The sequence below is a fragment of the Candidatus Limnocylindrales bacterium genome (genome assembly GCA_035571835.1).
Lineage (GTDB): Bacteria > Desulfobacterota > Binatia > UBA1149 > CAITLU01 > DATNBU01.
The window spans coordinates 64686-81946 of record DATNBU010000039.1; the positions used below are offsets into that span (position 1 = coordinate 64686).

18 protein-coding genes are annotated in these 17261 nt (G+C 67.2%); 10 read left to right on the forward strand and 8 right to left on the reverse strand.

Annotated elements, in window-relative coordinates:
- Positions 1 to 146: 146 nt before the first annotated feature.
- Entirely contained in the window at positions 147 to 905 is a 759-nt protein-coding gene (locus VN634_17460; GenBank protein ID HXC52675.1) for a hypothetical protein, read from the forward strand.
- A 30-nt stretch (positions 906 to 935) separates the two neighbouring features.
- On the opposite strand, the gene lpxC is transcribed toward VN634_17460, so the two are convergent.
- The 5 genes from lpxC to ruvC all read right to left on the reverse strand — a co-directional run bounded on the left by lpxC (position 936) and on the right by ruvC (position 6854).
- Positions 936 to 2222: a UDP-3-O-acyl-N-acetylglucosamine deacetylase gene (gene lpxC, locus VN634_17465; GenBank protein ID HXC52676.1), complete on the reverse strand. Its 1287-nt coding sequence runs from the start codon at positions 2220 to 2222 to the stop codon at positions 936 to 938.
- A gap of 74 nt (positions 2223 to 2296) precedes the next feature.
- A complete protein-coding gene (locus VN634_17470) occupies positions 2297 to 4588 on the reverse strand; it encodes an ATP-binding protein (GenBank protein HXC52677.1) in 2292 nt (763 codons plus the stop codon).
- 7 nt (positions 4589 to 4595) lie between these two features.
- Positions 4596 to 5621: a Holliday junction branch migration DNA helicase RuvB gene (ruvB, locus tag VN634_17475; GenBank protein ID HXC52678.1), complete on the reverse strand. Its 1026-nt coding sequence runs from the start codon at positions 5619 to 5621 to the stop codon at positions 4596 to 4598.
- A complete protein-coding gene (gene ruvA, locus VN634_17480; GenBank protein HXC52679.1) occupies positions 5618 to 6211 on the reverse strand; it encodes a Holliday junction branch migration protein RuvA in 594 nt (197 codons plus the stop codon). Before ruvA ends, ruvB begins: the two co-directional genes overlap by 4 nt.
- Positions 6212 to 6308: 97 nt before the next feature.
- The gene (ruvC, locus tag VN634_17485) at positions 6309 to 6854 is read right to left on the reverse strand and encodes a crossover junction endodeoxyribonuclease RuvC (GenBank protein HXC52680.1); all 546 of its coding nucleotides are present in this window, start codon (positions 6852 to 6854) and stop codon (positions 6309 to 6311) included.
- 100 nt (positions 6855 to 6954) lie between these two features.
- Here ruvC and VN634_17490 point away from each other — a divergent pair, with 100 nt between their 5' ends.
- Complete coding sequence (locus VN634_17490; GenBank protein ID HXC52681.1) at positions 6955 to 8232, forward strand: septal ring lytic transglycosylase RlpA family protein; 1278 nt, start codon at positions 6955 to 6957, stop codon at positions 8230 to 8232.
- A gap of 27 nt (positions 8233 to 8259) precedes the next feature.
- Here the strand turns inward: VN634_17490 and cutA are convergent, their stop codons facing one another.
- Genes cutA through VN634_17505 form a run of 3 tightly spaced genes read right to left on the reverse strand, consistent with a single transcriptional unit; the run spans position 8260 to position 10422 of the window.
- Positions 8260 to 8640, reverse strand: coding sequence for a divalent-cation tolerance protein CutA (gene cutA, locus VN634_17495; GenBank protein HXC52682.1), 381 nt, complete (start codon positions 8638 to 8640; stop codon positions 8260 to 8262).
- Positions 8627 to 9694, reverse strand: a complete 1068-nt coding sequence (locus tag VN634_17500) for a hypothetical protein (GenBank protein ID HXC52683.1) — start codon at positions 9692 to 9694, stop codon at positions 8627 to 8629. The genes cutA and VN634_17500 overlap by 14 nt, the downstream gene beginning before the upstream one ends.
- Positions 9667 to 10422: a TIGR04282 family arsenosugar biosynthesis glycosyltransferase gene (locus VN634_17505; GenBank protein ID HXC52684.1), complete on the reverse strand. Its 756-nt coding sequence runs from the start codon at positions 10420 to 10422 to the stop codon at positions 9667 to 9669. The genes VN634_17500 and VN634_17505 overlap by 28 nt, the downstream gene beginning before the upstream one ends.
- 110 nt (positions 10423 to 10532) lie before the next feature.
- Between VN634_17505 and rplU the strand changes: the two genes are divergently transcribed.
- From rplU to VN634_17545, 8 genes are all read left to right on the forward strand, one after another.
- The gene (gene rplU / locus VN634_17510; GenBank protein ID HXC52685.1) at positions 10533 to 10844 is read left to right on the forward strand and encodes a 50S ribosomal protein L21; all 312 of its coding nucleotides are present in this window, start codon (positions 10533 to 10535) and stop codon (positions 10842 to 10844) included.
- Positions 10845 to 10911: 67 nt separating this feature from the next.
- The gene (gene rpmA, locus VN634_17515) at positions 10912 to 11172 is read left to right on the forward strand and encodes a 50S ribosomal protein L27 (GenBank protein HXC52686.1); all 261 of its coding nucleotides are present in this window, start codon (positions 10912 to 10914) and stop codon (positions 11170 to 11172) included.
- Between the two features lie 10 nt (positions 11173 to 11182).
- Positions 11183 to 12259, forward strand: coding sequence for a GTPase ObgE (gene obgE / locus VN634_17520; GenBank protein ID HXC52687.1), 1077 nt, complete (start codon positions 11183 to 11185; stop codon positions 12257 to 12259).
- On the forward strand, positions 12256 to 13473 hold the full coding sequence (proB, locus tag VN634_17525; GenBank protein HXC52688.1) for a glutamate 5-kinase: 1218 nt from the start codon (positions 12256 to 12258) through the stop codon (positions 13471 to 13473). The genes obgE and proB overlap by 4 nt, the downstream gene beginning before the upstream one ends.
- Entirely contained in the window at positions 13470 to 14759 is a 1290-nt protein-coding gene (locus VN634_17530; GenBank protein HXC52689.1) for a glutamate-5-semialdehyde dehydrogenase, read from the forward strand. Before proB ends, VN634_17530 begins: the two co-directional genes overlap by 4 nt.
- Positions 14749 to 15612: a nicotinate-nucleotide adenylyltransferase gene (gene nadD, locus VN634_17535; protein HXC52690.1), complete on the forward strand. Its 864-nt coding sequence runs from the start codon at positions 14749 to 14751 to the stop codon at positions 15610 to 15612. Before VN634_17530 ends, nadD begins: the two co-directional genes overlap by 11 nt.
- Positions 15609 to 16025, forward strand: coding sequence for a ribosome silencing factor (rsfS, locus tag VN634_17540; protein ID HXC52691.1), 417 nt, complete (start codon positions 15609 to 15611; stop codon positions 16023 to 16025). Before nadD ends, rsfS begins: the two co-directional genes overlap by 4 nt.
- 2 nt (positions 16026 to 16027) lie before the next feature.
- Entirely contained in the window at positions 16028 to 17209 is a 1182-nt protein-coding gene (locus VN634_17545) for a tetratricopeptide repeat protein (protein HXC52692.1), read from the forward strand.
- Positions 17210 to 17261: the final 52 nt, after the last annotated feature.

Here is a 17261-nt window from a genome sequence, read left to right on the forward strand (position 1 = left end):
TGCCCTCGCCCGGAATTCGGTCCACTACCCGCAGTTCTATTTCCGACGAAGACCGGCTCAACCCCTGAGCCTCAACCGGGAAGATAACGAAGCACGACGCGTGATTTTCTTGACGTCGGCTGCCTCGAGGTGCGTAAGCTGTCCCTATGCGACTGCTGGCCGTCCTCGCGGCCCTGACCATTGCCGGTCACGCTGCGGCCGAGACCGACCATCTCACCTGCTACAAGGTAAAAGACCCGCAGGCCAAGGCGTTCTACACCGCACAACTCTCAGGCCTTACAGTTGCCAGCGGATGCGAGATCAAGGTGCCCGCCAAGCTGGCCTGCGTTCCGACCAGCAAGACGATCAGCGGTCCACCGTTTCCCCCAGGCGGCGGAGGCACGGGAACGCCGAACGGCTTCTTCTGCTACAAGGTGAAGTGCCCGAAGGCGACGCTGCCGACGCTCGCAGGGAGCGACCAGTTCGGTAGCCGGACGGTCACGCCCAAAGCGACGTCGCTTCTTTGCGCTCCGATGGCCGCTTCGACGACCGCGACCACGACCACCACCACCACGCTAGGCCCTGCCTGTGCAACCAACGCCGACTGCGGCGCGGACGTCTGTGATACGTGCGTCTTCGGCGACTGCGCTACCAGCGGCACGCGTTCGTGTGCCCCGCAGCTGTGCACGGACGGTCACTGTGCGAGCGGCGCCACGTTCTCTGACCCTTGTACGCGTGGGAATCAGGACGGCCTGGTCTGCACCGGCGGCATCTGCCAGGCAGGCTCGTGTTGCACCGGCTGCGTCAGCAGCGGTACCTGCCAACCCGGAACCGGTCAACACGCTTGCGGGGCAAATGGCGACCCCTGCGACGATTGTGGTCCGCCGACCAACGGCATCTTCTGCATTGCGGGAATCTGTCAATAGGTCGTCGACTTCCCGCCCTCACTCCACACTCTACCCGAGCATCTCGCGCAGCTTTCTCACCATTGCCACGTTGTGCGAGTGCCCGGTCTTGCGCGCATGGATCTCGCCGCGCAGCGGCGCGCCGAGCAGGTAGAAGTCGCCGAGGATGTCGAGGATCTTGTGGCGCGCGAGCTCTTCCGGAAAACGCAGCTCGGTGTTCACGATGCCCTGGTCGCCGATCAGGATGAAGTTTCCGAGCTGGCCGCCCTGCCCCAGCCCCGCGCTTTCGAGCGCGCGGATCTCTTCGACGAATCCGAACGTTCGCGCCGGCGCGATCTCGCGGCGGAAGTCGCGCGCGTCGCGCATCGTGAACGCGTAGGTCTGGTCGCCGACCGGCGCCGGATAGGAAAGCTCGTACGTGACGCGCAGGCCGTCGAACGGGCGCAGCGCAAGGAACTGGTCCGGCCCCGAATCGATACGGATCTCTTCGCGGATGACGATCGATGCGACGGATGCGTCCTGCTCTTCGATGCCGGCCTGCTCGACGAGCTCGCAGAGCTCGACGGCCGAGCCGTCGAGAATCGGCACCTCGCCTTCGATCTTGATCAGCAGGTTGGTGATGCCGTACGCGTTGAGTGTCGCCATCAGGTGCTCGATCGTGCGCACGGCGAAGCCCTTCTTGAACAGCGTCGTCGCGTAACCGGTCGAATCGACGTTGGCAACGTCGGCTTCGACGGTGCCGCCGCCGGAGACGCCGCTGAAGACGATTCCGCTTCCCGGTGGCATCGGCTGCAGGATGATGCCGGTGCGCACGCCGCTGTGAAGCCCGAGGCCTGCGCCGACCACGGGACGCGCGACCGTGCGCTGGCGCGAGCGCCGGCCGGCGCCGATCGACGTCGAATGCGACGCGGGCACGAACGCATCGCCGCCGTCCGCGTCGGTGGCGGCTGATCCGGAATCCTTCGACGCCGGTGTGCGCTGCAGCGCGCCCGAGACAGCTTCGAGAAGACCTTCGATCGTAAACGGTTTCTCGATGAAGCCGACCGCGCCGAGCTTGGTCGCACGCACGGCCGTTTCGATGTTGCCGTGCCCGGAGATCACGATGACCGGAAGCCCTTCGTGCCCGCCGCGAAGCTTTTCGAGGACCTGGATGCCGTCCATTCCGGGAAGCCAGACGTCGAGCAGCACGAGATCCGGCCGCTCCTCTCCGGCGCGCGCGAGCGCTTCGACACCGTCGACCGCGTAGCGAACGCGAAAGCCTTCGTCCGACAGCACGGCGCCGATGCTGTCGCGCACTCCGGCGTCGTCGTCGACAATAAGGATGTTCTCGGCTTCCATCTCGGCTTCAATCTTCGATTTCAGTCTCGGCGTCCGTCTGCATCTTCCGTCTGCGAGTTCCGTCTGCGTGCCGCTCAGGCGCGATGCTGCGCGTGCGTGGCCGGAAACTCAATCAGGAAGCGGGTGCCGCGCGGCTCGTTGGTGCGAACCCGCACGTAAGCGTGATGGTCGGCCGCCATCGACGCGACGATCGCAAGCCCGAGGCCGGTCCCGTCGGGCTTGGTCGAGACGTACGGCTCGAAGATGCGCGCGCGCACGTCCTTCGGAATGCCCGCGCCCGTGTCGGCGACTTCGAGCACGACGCGCGACAGCGCCGGATCGAAGCGCGTCGAGACGTCGATGCGCCGCGGCTCGTCCGGCATCGACGAGACGGCAGCGATCGCGTTCTCGACCAGGTTGGTCAGCGAGCGGCGCACGGCGTCGCGGTCGATGCGCACGGGCGGCAGGTTCGGGGTCGCATTGAGCTCGATCGCAATGTCCGGCCGCGACTGGCGGTACAGAGGAAGCGCCTCTTCGACGATCGGATTCAGGTCCTGCACGCTCTTGTCGCCGCTTCCCATGCGCGCGAACTGCGAGAACTCGTTGACGAGGCGCTTGAGCCCGTCGACCTCGGAGACGATCGTCGCGACCGACTCGCGCACGACTTCGGCTTCGGGCTCGACGAGCCGGCCCGACAGGCGGCGCTCGAGTCTCTGCGCCGACAGCTGGATCGGCGTCAGCGGGTTCTTGATCTCGTGCGCGATGCGGCGGGCGACTTCGTGCCACGCCTCCATGCGCTGGACCTGCTGGATCTGCGAGACGTCCTCGAAGAACAGCACCGAGCCGGAGATCATGCCGGCGCGGCTCAGGCTGGTCGCCGTGACGACGAGCGTGCGGTCCTCGCGTTCGCGGTGCAGGTTGACGCCGCTGCCGGACGCCCTGGTGCCGGCGCGCACGTCGCGCAGCAACGCAACCACTTTCGGCATCCCGGCCTCTTCGAAGACCGCTTCGGCGTTGCGGCCGATCACGTTCTCTTCCTTGAGATCGAGCATCGTGAGCGCCGCCGGATTGATCGTGCCGACGCGGCCGTCGGACGCGATCGAAACCACGCCGGCCCCGATGTTGGCGAGCACGTTCTCGATGTACCCGCGTCGCTCTTCGAGCGCCTCGCGGCCGCGCGCGAGTTGCGCGATCATCGTGTTGAAGCCGCGCACCAGCGTTGAAACTTCGTCGCCGCCTTCTTCGGGAAGCGCCACGTCGAGCCGGCCGGATGCCACGTCGCGCGTCGCTTCGGCCAGCCGGCCGATCGGCTCGGTGACGCCGCGCGCGAGATACAGGCCCAGCCACGTCGCCGAGAACACGACGACGAACGACGCGAGCAGGAGCGTCACCAGATAAAGGTTCTTGAACGGCTGCTTGCTGAGCGTCAGGCGGCGGAACTCGCGAAACGACGACAGGATCTGCGCGCTCCACGCGCGCGGGCTTTCGGCCACCGTCGTATCGACGATGACGACGCCTTTGACCGTCCCGTCGGGCGCCTTGATGCTGGCGGCGCCGCGGATCACGTCGGTCGCCCCTTCGGTGTCGACCCTTGTCGGGAACTCGCCGCGGCGCACGGCGCTGACCATGTCGCCGTCCGACGGGCTCCGCACTGCAACCGTCGGCTCGCCGCGAAACATTGCGACCAGAGGGTTGCCTTCGACGTCGAGCACTTCGATGGTCGCAAGGTTGTGATGCTGCTGCTCGTTGGCGACGGCCTTCTGAAGCAGCGGCCGCTTGTCGGGCGCGAGCAGATCGTCGGCAGCGATCTCGTCGGAGATCGCCTTGGCATGGGAAAGCGCCTTGTCGGCATTCGAGCGGTAGTAGATCTGCGCGAGGCTGTAGGCCGCGTCGAGCGACTCCTCCACTTCTCGCCCGAGCCAGTCGTCGATGCCGTTGCTGACGAACTCGTACGAGACGATCACCATCACGGTCGCCGGAAACAGAGCGATCGTCACGAACGCGAGCACGAGGCGCGAGCGAAGATGGCTCCCCATGATCCCGCGCCGGCGCTCGAGCACCAGGCGCAGCACGTTGCGCACGACGAGGAACGCGACCAGCAGCAGCAGGACGATGTTGAGGTTGATCAGCAGGAACGAGAACGCGTTGCCGCCGGCGCCGCGCACTTCCGGACCGCCGGTGCTCCACAGGCCGAAGACGGCCACGGCAAGCCCCGCAGCCAGCACGACGAAGCTTTCGCGGCGGCGGCGCGTGCTCTCGGCCGCGCGGCGGGCAACTTCCTGGAACGTGCGGCGTTCGTCGTCGAGCCGTTGCGAAGACGAACCCGGCGGATTCACCTCCGGGCCTGTCGCGGAAGGCTGCACCGCTTCGCGAGCGAGTCCGGCCATGGCGGGTTCAGTCGAACAGCGAGCGCTGTTCGCGCGACGGCTGTTTGCCGAGATGGCTCCACGCGCGCGCCGTCGCGACGCGACCGCGCGGGGTTTTCTGCAGGAAGCCGCAGCGGATCAGGTACGGCTCGTGGACTTCTTCGATAGTGTCGGCGTCTTCGCCGAGCGCGGCGGCGAGCGTGTCGATGCCGACCGGCCCGCCCTCGAAAGTTTCGACGAGCGCGACGAGCAGGCGCCTGTCCATCGAGTCGAAGCCGGCGGCATCGACGCCGAGCATGTCGAGGCCGGCGGCCGCGACGTCGCGCGTGATGCGGCCCGACGCCTTGACCTCGGCGTAGTCACGAAGACGCTTGAGCAGGCGGTTCGCGACGCGCGGCGTTCCGCGTGCGCGCTCGGCCAGAAGCCGCGTCGCGGCCGGCTCGATCTCGAGCGCAAGGCGCGCGGCCGAGCGCCGTACGATCTCGGCCAGCTCCTCTTCGCTGTAGAACTCGAGCGTGTACGTGTTGCCGAAGCGCCCGCGCAGCGGCGAGCTCAGCATGCCGGAGCGCGTCGTCGCGGCGACCAGCGTAAAGCGCTGCAGCGCGAGCGAGATCGAGCGCGCCGACGGCCCTTCGCCGATCACGATGTCGATGCGGTAGTCCTCCATCGCCGGATAGAGGATCTCTTCGATGGCTTTTCCGAGACGGTGGATCTCGTCGATGAACAGCACGTCGCCGCGCTCGAGCGACGTCAGGATGGCCGCAAGGTCACCGGCCTTTTCGATGACGGGTCCGCTCGTCGGATGCAGCCGCCCGCCCATCGCGCGCGCGACGATGTACGCGAGCGACGTCTTGCCGAGACCGGGCGGGCCGACCAGCAGCAGGTGATCGAGCGATTCGCCGCGCGCGCGCGCGGCGCGAATCGCGATGTCGAGATTGCGACGAACGGCCGGCTGTCCGACGTAGTCGTCGAGCGTCTCCGGACGCAGGCTGACGTCCGGGGCGGTCTCCTCGGTCGCGGCGTCGAACTCGTTGGTCTTGGTTTCCACTCTCACCTGGAGCCGCCGGGATCGCGGACGAGACCGGCGAGCGCACGCCGGAGAACTTCCTCGAGACTCGCCGCGTCACCGCCCGTTGCTGCACGAACGGCTTTTTCCGCTTCGCCGCGCTTGTACCCCAAACCCACCAGGGCCGACACCGCATCTTCTTCGATGCGGCCTGCGGACGTCGCGGGCCTGGTCGGAGCGTCGAGCTTGCCGCGCAGGTCGATCAGCATGCGCTCGGCAGTCTTGCGGCCGATGCCCGGGATCGCCGTCAGGCGCTGCGCGTTCTCGGCGGCGACCGCTGCGGCAAGCTCATCCACCGAGATGCCCGACAGGACCGCCAGAGCCATGCGCGGTCCGATGCCGGAGACCGAGCGCAGCAGCTGAAACGCGACCTTCTCGGCGGCGGTCGCGAACGCGAACAGCTCGAGCGCGTTCTCACGCAGCACGGTGACGACCTCGAGCTGGACGTTCTGACCGACGGGCGGCAGCGCGGAGAATGTCGAAAGCGAGATGGCCGCCTGGTAGCCGACACCGCCGGCATCGACCACGACCTCGCCGGGTTCGCGCGAGTCGAGAATGCCGCGCAGCCGTCCGATCATGGGATCCTCGTCAGGCTTTCGGCGAGGCTCGCTGGCAGCATGCCAGTGCGACGGCCCGCGAGAGTGATGCCTGCAACCGCCCCGGCGGCGATGACCGTCATGCCCGTATCGACCGCCAGCTCCGCCCGCGCCCGCGAGTGACGCCGCGCAGGCTGACGGCTTCCGCGACGCGGTGCAGTACGGTTCCGGAAAGTCCGTGGCAGATCGCAGCGGCGAGAGCGTCGGCCGCATCGCTTTCGGGAAGCGAGCCAAGGCTGAGCAGACGCTGGACGGCGTTCTGAACCTGGACCTTGTCGGCGCGGCCGTAACCGACCACCGACTTCTTGATCATCATTGGAGTGTATTCGGCCAGCGTGATGCCGGCCGCCGCGGCGGCAGCCATCGCAACGCCGCGCGCTTCGCCGAGTCGGAACGCGCTCTGAACATTACGGGCGACGAAGTTGCGTTCGAGACTGAAGCAGTCCGGCTGATGCGACGACATCACCGACAGCAACTCTCTGTAGATCTGAAGGAGACGCACTGCGATGTCGCCGCGACCCGCATCGATGACGCCGGAATCCAGATGAAGGAGGCGAGGACCGTCACAATCGACCACTCCCCAGCCACAACGCACCGTTCCAGGATCGACGCCAAGGACCCGCAAGCCGCTCTCCCCTTGCCCGGACCCGCCTCCGGGACGATCTGTGCATAACGGCCGGCGTGGCCGCCTGCCTCTGTCCGCCGCCCGGCCGGCGAGCTCGCCAATGGCCGTGCGCAATGCGAAACTTAATGAATTCGAACAGTTGGCTTTGCCGCAGGCCCTCGCCAACGGCACCGAGCCAGGCTTGGATACAATCCGAAGCTCGCCTTATGGCCTCGGACATTCGCCTCTTTTTTGCACGGATACCACACCACCGACAGGCTGTAAACGTCGCCCGAAGGTTGCACAGCATGCCGAACTAGGGTCCACTCTGCGGACCGGATCGGAGTGGGTTCCGATCAAAACAAAGATCAAGGCGCCGGCAGCTGGCCGGAGAGAGGCCCCAGTTCCCCAACGAACCGAGGCGGCGCCGAGAACGATGCGGGGACGCACCCCAACGAACCAAAACGGAAAGATGCGTCAAAAACATTACTTGATCCCGATGCTGGTGATGCTGACCACCGGTTGTGCAGCATCCACCTATCCTCTCAATCCCCAGCTTGCTGCGCAGGTTGGCTTGCCGCCTGACGGCGTCTCCATCAGCGAGACGGCCGACAACGGCACGTCATCCTACTTCCAGCAGGGAACCTGCTCCTGGTACGGACCCGGCTTTCATGGCCGGCGGACGGCCAACGGCGAGGTCTTCGACACCCACACTCTGACGGCAGCCCATCCGACGCTGCCGTTCGGGAGCCAGGTCGAGGTCACCGACGTGCGCAGCGGCAAGAAGGTCCGGGTACGGATCAACGATCGCGGTCCCTACGCTCAGCACCGCATCCTTGATCTGTCCTACGCCGCCGCCGCCTCGCTCGACATCGTCGGCAAGGGCACGGCGAAGGTCGAGCTCCGGCTCGTCGACGTCGAGGACACGGACTGGCCGGACGAGACCTGGGCTCTCGAGGTCGGCCGGTTCAAGACCGAGACCGACGCCAATCACTTCCTCGAAGCGATGACGGCCGGCCAGCGAACCGCCGGCCTCTACTACGTCAAGGGACCGGACGAGCAGGCGCAGGACTACCGGGTCCGCTTCGGACCGTTTACCTGTGAGGAGAAAGCCCGGACCGCAGCCAGCCGGCTGCAGCGCGTCGGCCTCAAAGCCTCGCTCGAAAAAGAAGGTCTGACGCGCGCCGACCAGAGCGCCGCTGCGGTCAAAAAATCGCCGGCTGCGCGCGGAGGCCTGCCGAAGCCGGCGGCCGCTCAGCCGAAGAAGCCTCTCGCGCAGGAGGCAAACCGCGCCGCCGGGCCGCAGAAGCCGCTCGCGGGAGAGCCCAAACCTCTAGCCGGACAGGACGTCACGCGCTCCGAAACCAGCCCCACCAGGGCCACCACCGTCATCCGTTAGAAAGCCATCCCCCCGTCCGCTTGCCGATCATGTGCATGCGGCGAGCAGCCACGCGCGATAACGCGGCGCGACGGATTGCGGCTCGAGAACGACGATCTCGGGACACTCGTACGAATGCAGCTCGAGTATGCGCTGCTCGAGCTCGTGCTTTCGCGAGCGTGCGCTCTTGATCAGGAGCAGCACTTCGCTCTCTTCACAGACTTCGGAGCTCGCGGGCCCTGTCGCCGGATCGCCGGCGTCGGTCTTCTGCCACCGATAGACCGATTGCGCGGCCATGCGCGTCACGCACGCAGCGAGCCGCTCTTCCACCAGCGCTCTCGCAAGGCGGCCTGCGGATTCGTCATCGGCCGTGGTCGTCAGCACGACGATCACTTCATCGCCGGCTGACGGATCGTTACGGGTGGACATAGGGAACGACCACTTCCTTTTCCTTGCGCGTGCGGTGACCCCACGCCTGCACGAGCTCGTCGTAATCGGGCATCTGCGGAGCGCGCGCGAGCGGTGGGAGCGGGCTCTGCTTTCGCATCGCACGCCAGCGCGTGCGCGCGCGAAGCCACAGTGATCCCGCCTCCACCGGCTGCATGAGCCCGGCTTCGACGAGAGCTTGCCGCACGATGGTCAGGTGCTCGCGCCGCAGGCGCGGCCACCTCGACGATGCCGCCTCGAACGCAGCGGTTACCGCCTGATCGTTGGCCTCGCTGGCCGATGCGACTTCGATGACGCCGCGTGCGTCGAGATAGCCGAGCGCATGAAGGATCAGCGCACACTCCAGATAACTGTCGAACCAGAACAGCCGCGGCCCGAACGGCTCGAATTCGGTGCTCGCGCGCGGACGCGCGCGCAGGATGCAGATGGCATCGATGGTGCGCCTCGGTCCGCCTGGCGCCGCGCTTTCGCGAATCGAGTGCAGATAACCGCTCTCCTGCACTCCGGCGCGTTCGAGCAGCTTTTCCAGTCGCGGCCAGTCGATACGACCTTCGACGACGTCGGCGTACAGCGAATAGATCAGCGGATCGGATTCCCAGTCGTCGCCGAACAGGAGCTCGACGCCGTCGCGCTGCCCGGCACGAACACTCTGCAGCAGCTCGGCAAGCTTGAAGCCGACATGCTCGCGAAGCGCATCGAAATGACCGCGCATCAGATGATGCATCTGGTTCTTGAAACGGATCTCGTCGATCTCGATTCCGTCGAGCAGCAGTTTCTCGCGAATTGCGCGGCCGATCTGCGGCGGAGACGCCGTGACGAAATTGACGGACGTGGTCGATCCCCGGTCGGCCGCGCTGCGGCGCAGCTCGTTGATGAGCACGGCGACACCGGGCAGCGCGCGCTTGTGGCGCGCGCGCTCGAACGGAATGCGCAGCAGGCCGCGCAGCGACTCCGTGTCGGTCACCAGGTAGGTCTTGTCGAGATCCCACCTCTGGACCGTGTGTTTTGTCAGAACCGGACTCCCTCTCTTCGCCATCGTCGCATCAATCGTGCGGTCGCCGGGGCTACCGCATCGCCGCCTCCGTCCAGTCTGCCGGCGAGTCTGCCGAGTGCTGGCGCATCGTCAACGTCCTCCCATGCCGGAAGCGTCGCATAGGAACAGCGGGCTTTCGCGAGCGATGTGCAGGTTGCCGAGAAAACGTCCGGGCTGCTCCATGCGGCATCGATCGAAAACAGCGCGTCGTGGCGACGCCGCGCGCCGACCAGCACATATCCGCCGTCACGCGATGCGGCCAGTACGACGTCGGTGCGCTCGAGCGCCTCGAACGCCGCGCGAACGGTCGCGAGCGGAAGGTCCGGAACGTCGCCGCCGACGAGCACGGTGGCCCATCCCTCGGCAAGACCGCGGTCGACGAGCAGCGACATGCGCCGGCCGAGGTCGCCTTCGCCCTGCCCTTCGACGCGGACCGAGCTCGCGGCGGCCAGCCGGCGAAGCCGCAGAGCCGCTTCACGAGCGGCATCGGCCGTGCCGATCTGGCCCTCGTCGCCGGGATCGCCATCGCGGCCGGCATCGCTCGCGCGCGAATCCTCCTCGAGCGCGAGCCGCACGTCGAAGTCGCCGGCGCCGGCCAGCGACGCCAGCAGATCCTCGACGAACGCGGCGGCCAGCTCGGCGGCCTGGCGAGGTTCGAGCGGCGGACACAGGCGGGTTTTGACGCGGCCCGGAACCGGCGCTTTTGCCATCACATAGACCAGTCGGCGCACCGGCGGCATCCGGCGAGAACTGGCACGCGCCACGAATGGCCACAACCCACGTGGCAAATTGACATCCCGCCCTGCTCCGGTAAAAGTCGCCGGCTTTCGAGGGAAGAATCATGTCGTATGCGGTTATCCGAACCGGCGGAAAGCAGTACCGGGTCAGCCCCGGCGCCCGCCTCACCGTCGAGAAACTTGTCGGGGATCCCGGCCAGCAGGTCGAGTTCCTCGAGGTACTGCTCCGCGGCGACGCGGACCGTATCGAGATCGGAGCGCCGCTCGTCGATGGCGCCGCCGTTCGCGCAGTGATTCTGCAGCAGGACCGCGGGCCGCACATCCTCGTGTACAAGAAGAAGCGCCGCAAGAACTATCGGCGGCGCATGGGCCACCGCCAGTACGAGACCACCGTCCAGATCACCTCGATCGACTGACGCGTCCGGCAGGCTCCGCGATCTTTAGCGAACGCGCCTCCGCGGCGCATCTACAGGAAATTCGCCGATGGCACACAAGAAAGGCCAGGGAAGCAGCAAGAACGGTCGCGACAGCCGCGGCCAGCGTCGTGGCGTGAAGAAGTTCGGCGGTGAACCGGTCGTGGCCGGCAACATCATCGTTCGCCAGGTCGGCACCAAGGTGCACCCGGGAAGCGGCGTCGGCATGGGCCGCGACTTCACGCTGTTCGCTCTCATCAACGGCGTCGTCAAGTACGACACCTTCGGCAAGGGCGCCAAGACACGAGCCCACGTCCTGCCCACCACCTGATTCATACCCCGTGAATTTCGTCGACGAAGCGCGAATGCGCATCGTCGCCGGCGACGGAGGCGACGGCTGCTCCGCCTTCCTGCGCGAAAAATATCGTCCCCACGGCGGGCCGTCCGGCGGTGACGGCGGCAACGGCGGATCGATCGTCGCGATCGCCGACGAAAACGTCTCCACCCTTCTCGATTTCCGATCGCGTCACACGGTTCGCGCGCAGCGCGGCGAGAACGGCCGCGGCAAGTGCCAGCACGGAAAGGCCGGCGAGGATACGATCCTGCGGCTTCCCGTAGGCACCGTGCTGTTCAACGACGAAACCGGCGAAGTGCTCGCCGACCTGGTCGAGCACGGACAGTCGTCGCTGCTTGCGGCCGGCGGACGCGGAGGCCGCGGCAATGCGCGCTTCGCAACGCCGACGCATCAGGCTCCGCGCCGCGCGGATCCGGGAACGCCCGGCGAATCGTTCGACGTGCGGCTCGAGCTGAGGCTGCTTGCCGACGCAGGCCTGGTCGGTCTTCCGAATGCCGGGAAATCGAGCCTGCTTGCCCGCGTCAGCGCCGCGCGGCCGAAGATTGCCGACTATCCGTTCACGACGCTCGCGCCGGTGCTCGGCATGGTCGCGTGGGCACCGGAGAAAAGCTTCGTGCTCGCGGACATTCCCGGCCTGATCGAAGGCGCGCACGAAGGCCACGGGCTCGGAGATCGCTTTCTGCGGCACGTCGAACGAACGGCCGTCCTCGTGCATCTGCTCGACGCGTCCGATCGCACCGTCGACGCCGCGCTCGAGGACTTCCGCACGATCAATCGTGAGCTCGAGGCCTATTCCGCCGAGCTCGCGGCACGTCCGCAGCTGGTTGCGCTGACCAAGATGGATCTGCCGGACGTCGCCGCCGAAGCGGAAGGGCTCACGAGCCGCCTCGCGGCGGAAGGCTACGAAGTGTTCGCGATCTCGTCGGCGACCGGACAGGGTTGCCGCGAGCTGATGACCCGCATCGGTCACGCGGTCGAATCGAATCGCCGCGACCGGCAGGAAGAAAAAGCCGCGAAGGCCGATGCCGCAGCGCTCGCCGCCGGCGGCCAGGAACCGACATGACGCACGTCGAACACAAGCGCGAAATCCTGTCGCGTGCGCGCCGCATCGTCGTCAAGATCGGCAGCTCGGTGCTCGCAACCGCGTCCGGCGTCAACAGCGAGCAGATCGGCCGCATCAGCGCCGAGCTGTGCGCGCTCGCCGAGCAAGGCTTCCAGGTCGTCGTCGTCACGTCCGGTGCGCGCGCGGCCGGGCTCGCGCACCTCGGCCTCACGCGTATTCCGAAGAAGATTCCCGAGCAGCAGGCCGCCGCCGCGATCGGACAGATCCGCCTGATGGCGCTCTACGAGCGCTACTTCAGCGACTTCGGCAAGCACGTCGGACAGGTGCTGCTGACGGCCGACGACCTGCAGGACCGCACGCGCTACCTCAACGCGCAGCGGACGTTCGATCATCTGCTGCGCCACGGCGTCGTGCCGATCGTCAACGAGAACGATTCGGTTGCCATCGACGAGCTCAAGTTCGGCGACAACGATCGCCTGTCGGCGCTCGTCGCCGGTCTTGTCGGTGCCGAGCTGCTCGTGATCCTGACCGACGTCGCAGGGCTTTACGCAGGCGATCCGCGCAGCGGTGACGTACCGCTGGTCGAGCTCGTCGAGGACATCGACGCGCACATCGCGTCCGGCGTTGCCGGCGGAGCCGGTTCCGGTGTCGGCACGGGCGGCATGGCGAGCAAGCTCGTGGCGGCGCGCAGCGCCGCCCATCGCGGCATCGCAACCGTGGTCGCAAGCGGCATGGAGCCGGGCATCCTCGCGCGCATCCTTCATGCGGACGACAGCGCCGGAACGCTGTTTCTGCCGCGCTCGACGCCGATGCGCAGCCGCAAGCACTGGATCGCGCACGGCCTGCCGGTGCACGGCACGCTCGTGCTCGACGCCGGCGCGCTCGATGCAGTGACCAGGAACGGTTCCAGTCTTCTGCCGGCGGGCATCGCGAGCGTCGAAGGCGACTTCGCGCGCGGCGACTGCGTGCGCTGCGTCGACCGCGCCGGGCGCGAATGGGCGCGCGGCCTCGTGGCTTACGATGGTGACGAGTGCCGCCAGATTCGCGGACAGGCAAGCTCGCGCATCGAAAGCACGCTCGGCTATCACGAGAGCGACGAAGTCATTCATCGCGACGATCTCGCCGTGCTCGCCGATTTTGCGGATGCCGGCGCCGACGGCGGCTCCGGCGCGGACCTGTACGCGGAAGCGGCGGCCGCCGAGAAGACGCGATGACCACGTCGACCCAGCAGTCCGCAACCGACTCCGACGCGATCGAACGCGAGATCGAACGCGTATGCCTTCGCTCCAAACGCGCGTCGCGCGTGCTGGCGCAGGCAGGCGACGAACGGCGCAGCGATGCGCTGCGTGCGATCGCGTCGCACATGCGGGAGAGCGCAGACCGGATCCTCGCCGAGAATGCCGTCGATGTGGGCGCCGGCGCCGCCGCAGGGCTTTCGAGCGCGATGCTCGATCGCCTGACGCTCACGCCGCCGCGCATCGAAGCGATGGCCGCCGGCGTCGAGGCGGTCGCCGCCCTTCCCGATCCGCTGCGCACGCCGATCGACGCGTGGACGACGGCACGCGGCCTTTTCATCGAGCAGGTGCGGATCCCGATCGGAGTGGTCGGCGTGATCTACGAATCGCGCCCGAACGTCACGGCGGACGTCGCCGCGCTTTGCCTCAAGTCCGGCAATTCGGTGATCCTCAAGGGCGGAAAAGAAGCGATCCGCTCGAACTCGGCGATCGCTGACGTCGTCGCGCGCGGCATTGCCGGCGCCGGGCTTCCCGAAGATGCGGTCCAGCTCATCCGCTCGACCGACCGCCGCGCGACGGAAGCGATGCTTCGCCGCGACGACACCATCGACGTGATCGTTCCGCGCGGCGGCCCCGGCCTCGTGCGCGCGATCGCCGAGCATTCGCGCGTGCCGGTCATCCGTCACTACGAAGGCATCTGTCATACGTACGTCGATGCGGACGCCGATCTCGAGATGGCCTCCGACATCGCGTTCAACGCGAAAGTTCAGCGGCCCGGCGTCTGCAACGCGATGGAGACGCTGCTCGTGCACGACGAAGTCGCGCGTGAATATCTCGCGGTCATCGCACCGCGCCTGCGCGAAGCCGGAGTGGAGCTGCGCGGCTGCGACAAGACGTGTGCGATCGTTGCCGATGCGACGCCGGCGACGGACGCCGACTGGCACACCGAATACCTCGACCTCATCCTTTCGATCAAAATCGTCTCGTCGCTCGACGAAGCGATCGAGTTCATCAACCAGCACGGCTCGGGTCACTCGGACTGCATCGTTACGCGCTCCAGGCATTCGGCCGACCGGTTCCTGCGCGAGGTCGACTCGGCCACGGTCTACGAAAACGCATCGACGCGTTTCACCGACGGCTTCGAGTTCGGATTCGGCGCCGAAGTCGGAATCTCCACCAACCGGCTGCATGCGCGGGGCCCCATGGGGCTGCGCGAGCTGACGACCTACAAATACATCGTGCGCGGGCAGGGGCATGTGCGCTGACCGCGTGCGGTTCGGCATCCTGGGCGGTACATTCGATCCGGTTCACCTCGGCCACATCGCGAGCGCGAGCGAAATCGCGCGCGCGTTTGCACTGACGCGCGTGCTGCTGGTGCTTTCGGCAAGGCCTCCGCACAAAACCGCCGGCGAAGCTGCACCCGCCGCCGACCGGTGGCAGATGCTCGAGCTTGCAGCGGCCAAGGCCAATGCGAGCTCGCCCGATGTGATCTTCGAGCCGTGTGATATCGAGATGCGCCGCGACGCGCCGTCGTGGACCGTCGACACTCTGAAGGAGATCGCCGGGCGTCACCCTCATTCGGATCTGTTCCTGATCCTCGGCGCCGACGCGTACGCCGAGATCGATTCGTGGAGCCGGCCGGGCGAGATTCCTGCGCTCGCGAACATCATCGTAACCACGCGACCCGGGTGGCCCGTTGCAGCAGGAACGGATGCGAGCCGCGACGCGAACGCGGATGTGAGCGGAATCGCGGGAGCAGACGCCAGCCGGGATGCGCGAGCGGATGTGCCAGTCTCGGCAGCAGACCGCCGCGGCCATGTGCACGACGAGGCGTCGCCCCCACTTCCTCCCGTTGCCGCACGCGAAGATGCCCGTTATGATCCGGCTATCGGCGTGTACGTTCACACGAGCGGCCATACCATTCATGGTCACCGCATTCGGGGCATCGAGGTTTCCTCGAGCGAAATCCGCAGCCGAGTGCGCCGTGGGCTCCCGGTCGAACATCTGACCGGCGACGCCGTTGCCCGATACATTCACCAGCATCGTCTTTACGCTGACGGCGGCACCCCAACGCCGGCCGGCAGCGCAAAATCCAGCCAGGGAGCAGGCAAGGATTGAACCAGTACACCCCACGTGACCTCGCGACGGCGGCAGCCGATCTTGCCGCCGACGGAAAAGCCTTCGACATCATCGTCCTCGATCTCGGCGAGGTCTCTTCGGTCGCCGATTATTTCGTGCTCGCAAGCGGCCACTCGCACATCCAGGTCGAGTCCGTCTGCGATCGCATCGTCGAGGGAATCCAGGAGCGGCTCGCCGCCAGGCCGATCTCGGTCGAAGGGCTCGAGAACGCACAGTGGGCACTGCTCGACTATGGTTCGGTGGTCGTTCACGTATTCCAGGAGAACGTGCGCGAAATCTACGACCTCGAGCGTCTCTGGAGCCATGCACCGCACTGGGAGCATGAGGATTCTTCTGCCCGTCCGGTGGCACGCAAGAATCCGGATCGACCGAAGCGAAGCGCCCGGGTCTGAGCATGTTTCGTCGTACTGTGAGCTTCGTCGCGGCCGTCGCGATCATCGGCGCCGTCGCGTCGCTCGTCTATCTCAATTCGCAGCCGACGACGTTTCGCTGGGGCCCGACCCACGAGACGACGCTGCCACTGGCATGGCTGATCGTCGCGTCGACCGTTGCAGGCGCCGCGCTGGTTTCGATCGCGATGCTGGCGCGCGAAGGACACTGGGCGATGCGGCAATGGAAATTGCTGCGCGCGCTGCGCACGTCCGAGCGCGCAGCCAGACGCCGCTCGGAAGCGCGCGCCTCGGTGCTTGCGGGCCGTCACGCCAAGGCTCGCACCCTTCTTGCCAAAACCGCCAGCGGAGCCTCCGCCGTGATCGACGATGCGGTCGACTTCGGCGAAGCATTCCTCGCTGAAGGACGGGCCGCCGACGGCCGCACCCACCTCGAAGACGCACGCCGCGAGTTCGGCGACGATCCTCGCCTGCTCTACTCGCTCGCGCGCTGCTGCCGCGCGGTCGGAGACCACGCCGCCGCCGTCACGGCCCTCGACCGTGCGGTCGAGGAAATGCCGGCCAGCGTGGCGCTGCATACGCTGCGCCGCGATTGTCTCGTCGACCTCGAATGGTGGTCGCGCGCGGAAGCCGCCCAGCAGCGCGTAGTCGATCTGCTGACCGGCGATCCCGACGAGAAGCAGCGCCTGATCGACATCCGCATGAAGGCTGCCGAGTCCGGCGACGCCGGCGAGCGCGAGACCGCGCTGCGCGGCGTGCTGGCCATGGATCCGTCGTGGCCTGCGGCGGCAACGAGTCGTGCGTCGATGCTGGCCGCGCAGGGAAAGAAGCGCGCAGCGGTCCGGGTTCTCTTCCGAGCGGCCAAAAGGCGCCCCGCCGAAGAGACTCTGCGCGCGCTCGACGCGCTGCTCGAAGACGGCGGCAGCCGCCAGCTGCTGCGCCTGTACCGCAGGCTGGGACGCGCGCACCCCCACAGCAGCGAGATTTCGCTGCACCACGCGGCGCAGCTGATTCGCCTCGGCCGCACCGTCGAGGCCGCGACGCTGATCCGCGAGCTCGGCGAGCTGGTTGGACGCGATGCGGCAGTCGCCGAAAGCCTGCGCGCGAAAATGCTCGAAGGACAGGCGGATTCGAGCGGGGTCAACGAGGCCTTGCGGCGCGCGCTCGACAAGTCGCTCGAGGCCTGAAGCCGGCGCGCGCCGGCCCGGCCGATCGGCGCTTCAACCCACGAACCGCCGC

What these genes read in the sequence shown, in the direction of transcription:
- VN634_17460 (HXC52675.1), top strand. Translation starts at nt 147, where the DNA reads ATGCGACTGCTGGCCGTCCTCGCGGCCCTGACCATTGCCGGTCACGCT.
- lpxC (HXC52676.1), bottom strand. Translation starts at nt 2,222, where the DNA reads ATGGAAGCCGAGAACATCCTTATTGTCGACGACGACGCCGGAGTGCGC.
- VN634_17470 (HXC52677.1), bottom strand. Translation starts at nt 4,588, where the DNA reads ATGGCCGGACTCGCTCGCGAAGCGGTGCAGCCTTCCGCGACAGGCCCG.
- ruvA (HXC52679.1), bottom strand. Translation starts at nt 6,211, where the DNA reads ATGATCGGACGGCTGCGCGGCATTCTCGACTCGCGCGAACCCGGCGAG.
- VN634_17490 (HXC52681.1), top strand. Translation starts at nt 6,955, where the DNA reads ATGGCCGTGCGCAATGCGAAACTTAATGAATTCGAACAGTTGGCTTTG.
- cutA (HXC52682.1), bottom strand. Translation starts at nt 8,640, where the DNA reads ATGTCCACCCGTAACGATCCGTCAGCCGGCGATGAAGTGATCGTCGTG.
- VN634_17500 (HXC52683.1), bottom strand. Translation starts at nt 9,694, where the DNA reads ATGGCGAAGAGAGGGAGTCCGGTTCTGACAAAACACACGGTCCAGAGG.
- rplU (HXC52685.1), top strand. Translation starts at nt 10,533, where the DNA reads ATGTCGTATGCGGTTATCCGAACCGGCGGAAAGCAGTACCGGGTCAGC.
- rpmA (HXC52686.1), top strand. Translation starts at nt 10,912, where the DNA reads ATGGCACACAAGAAAGGCCAGGGAAGCAGCAAGAACGGTCGCGACAGC.
- proB (HXC52688.1), top strand. Translation starts at nt 12,256, where the DNA reads ATGACGCACGTCGAACACAAGCGCGAAATCCTGTCGCGTGCGCGCCGC.
- VN634_17530 (HXC52689.1), top strand. Translation starts at nt 13,470, where the DNA reads ATGACCACGTCGACCCAGCAGTCCGCAACCGACTCCGACGCGATCGAA.
- nadD (HXC52690.1), top strand. Translation starts at nt 14,749, where the DNA reads ATGTGCGCTGACCGCGTGCGGTTCGGCATCCTGGGCGGTACATTCGAT.
- VN634_17545 (HXC52692.1), top strand. Translation starts at nt 16,028, where the DNA reads ATGTTTCGTCGTACTGTGAGCTTCGTCGCGGCCGTCGCGATCATCGGC.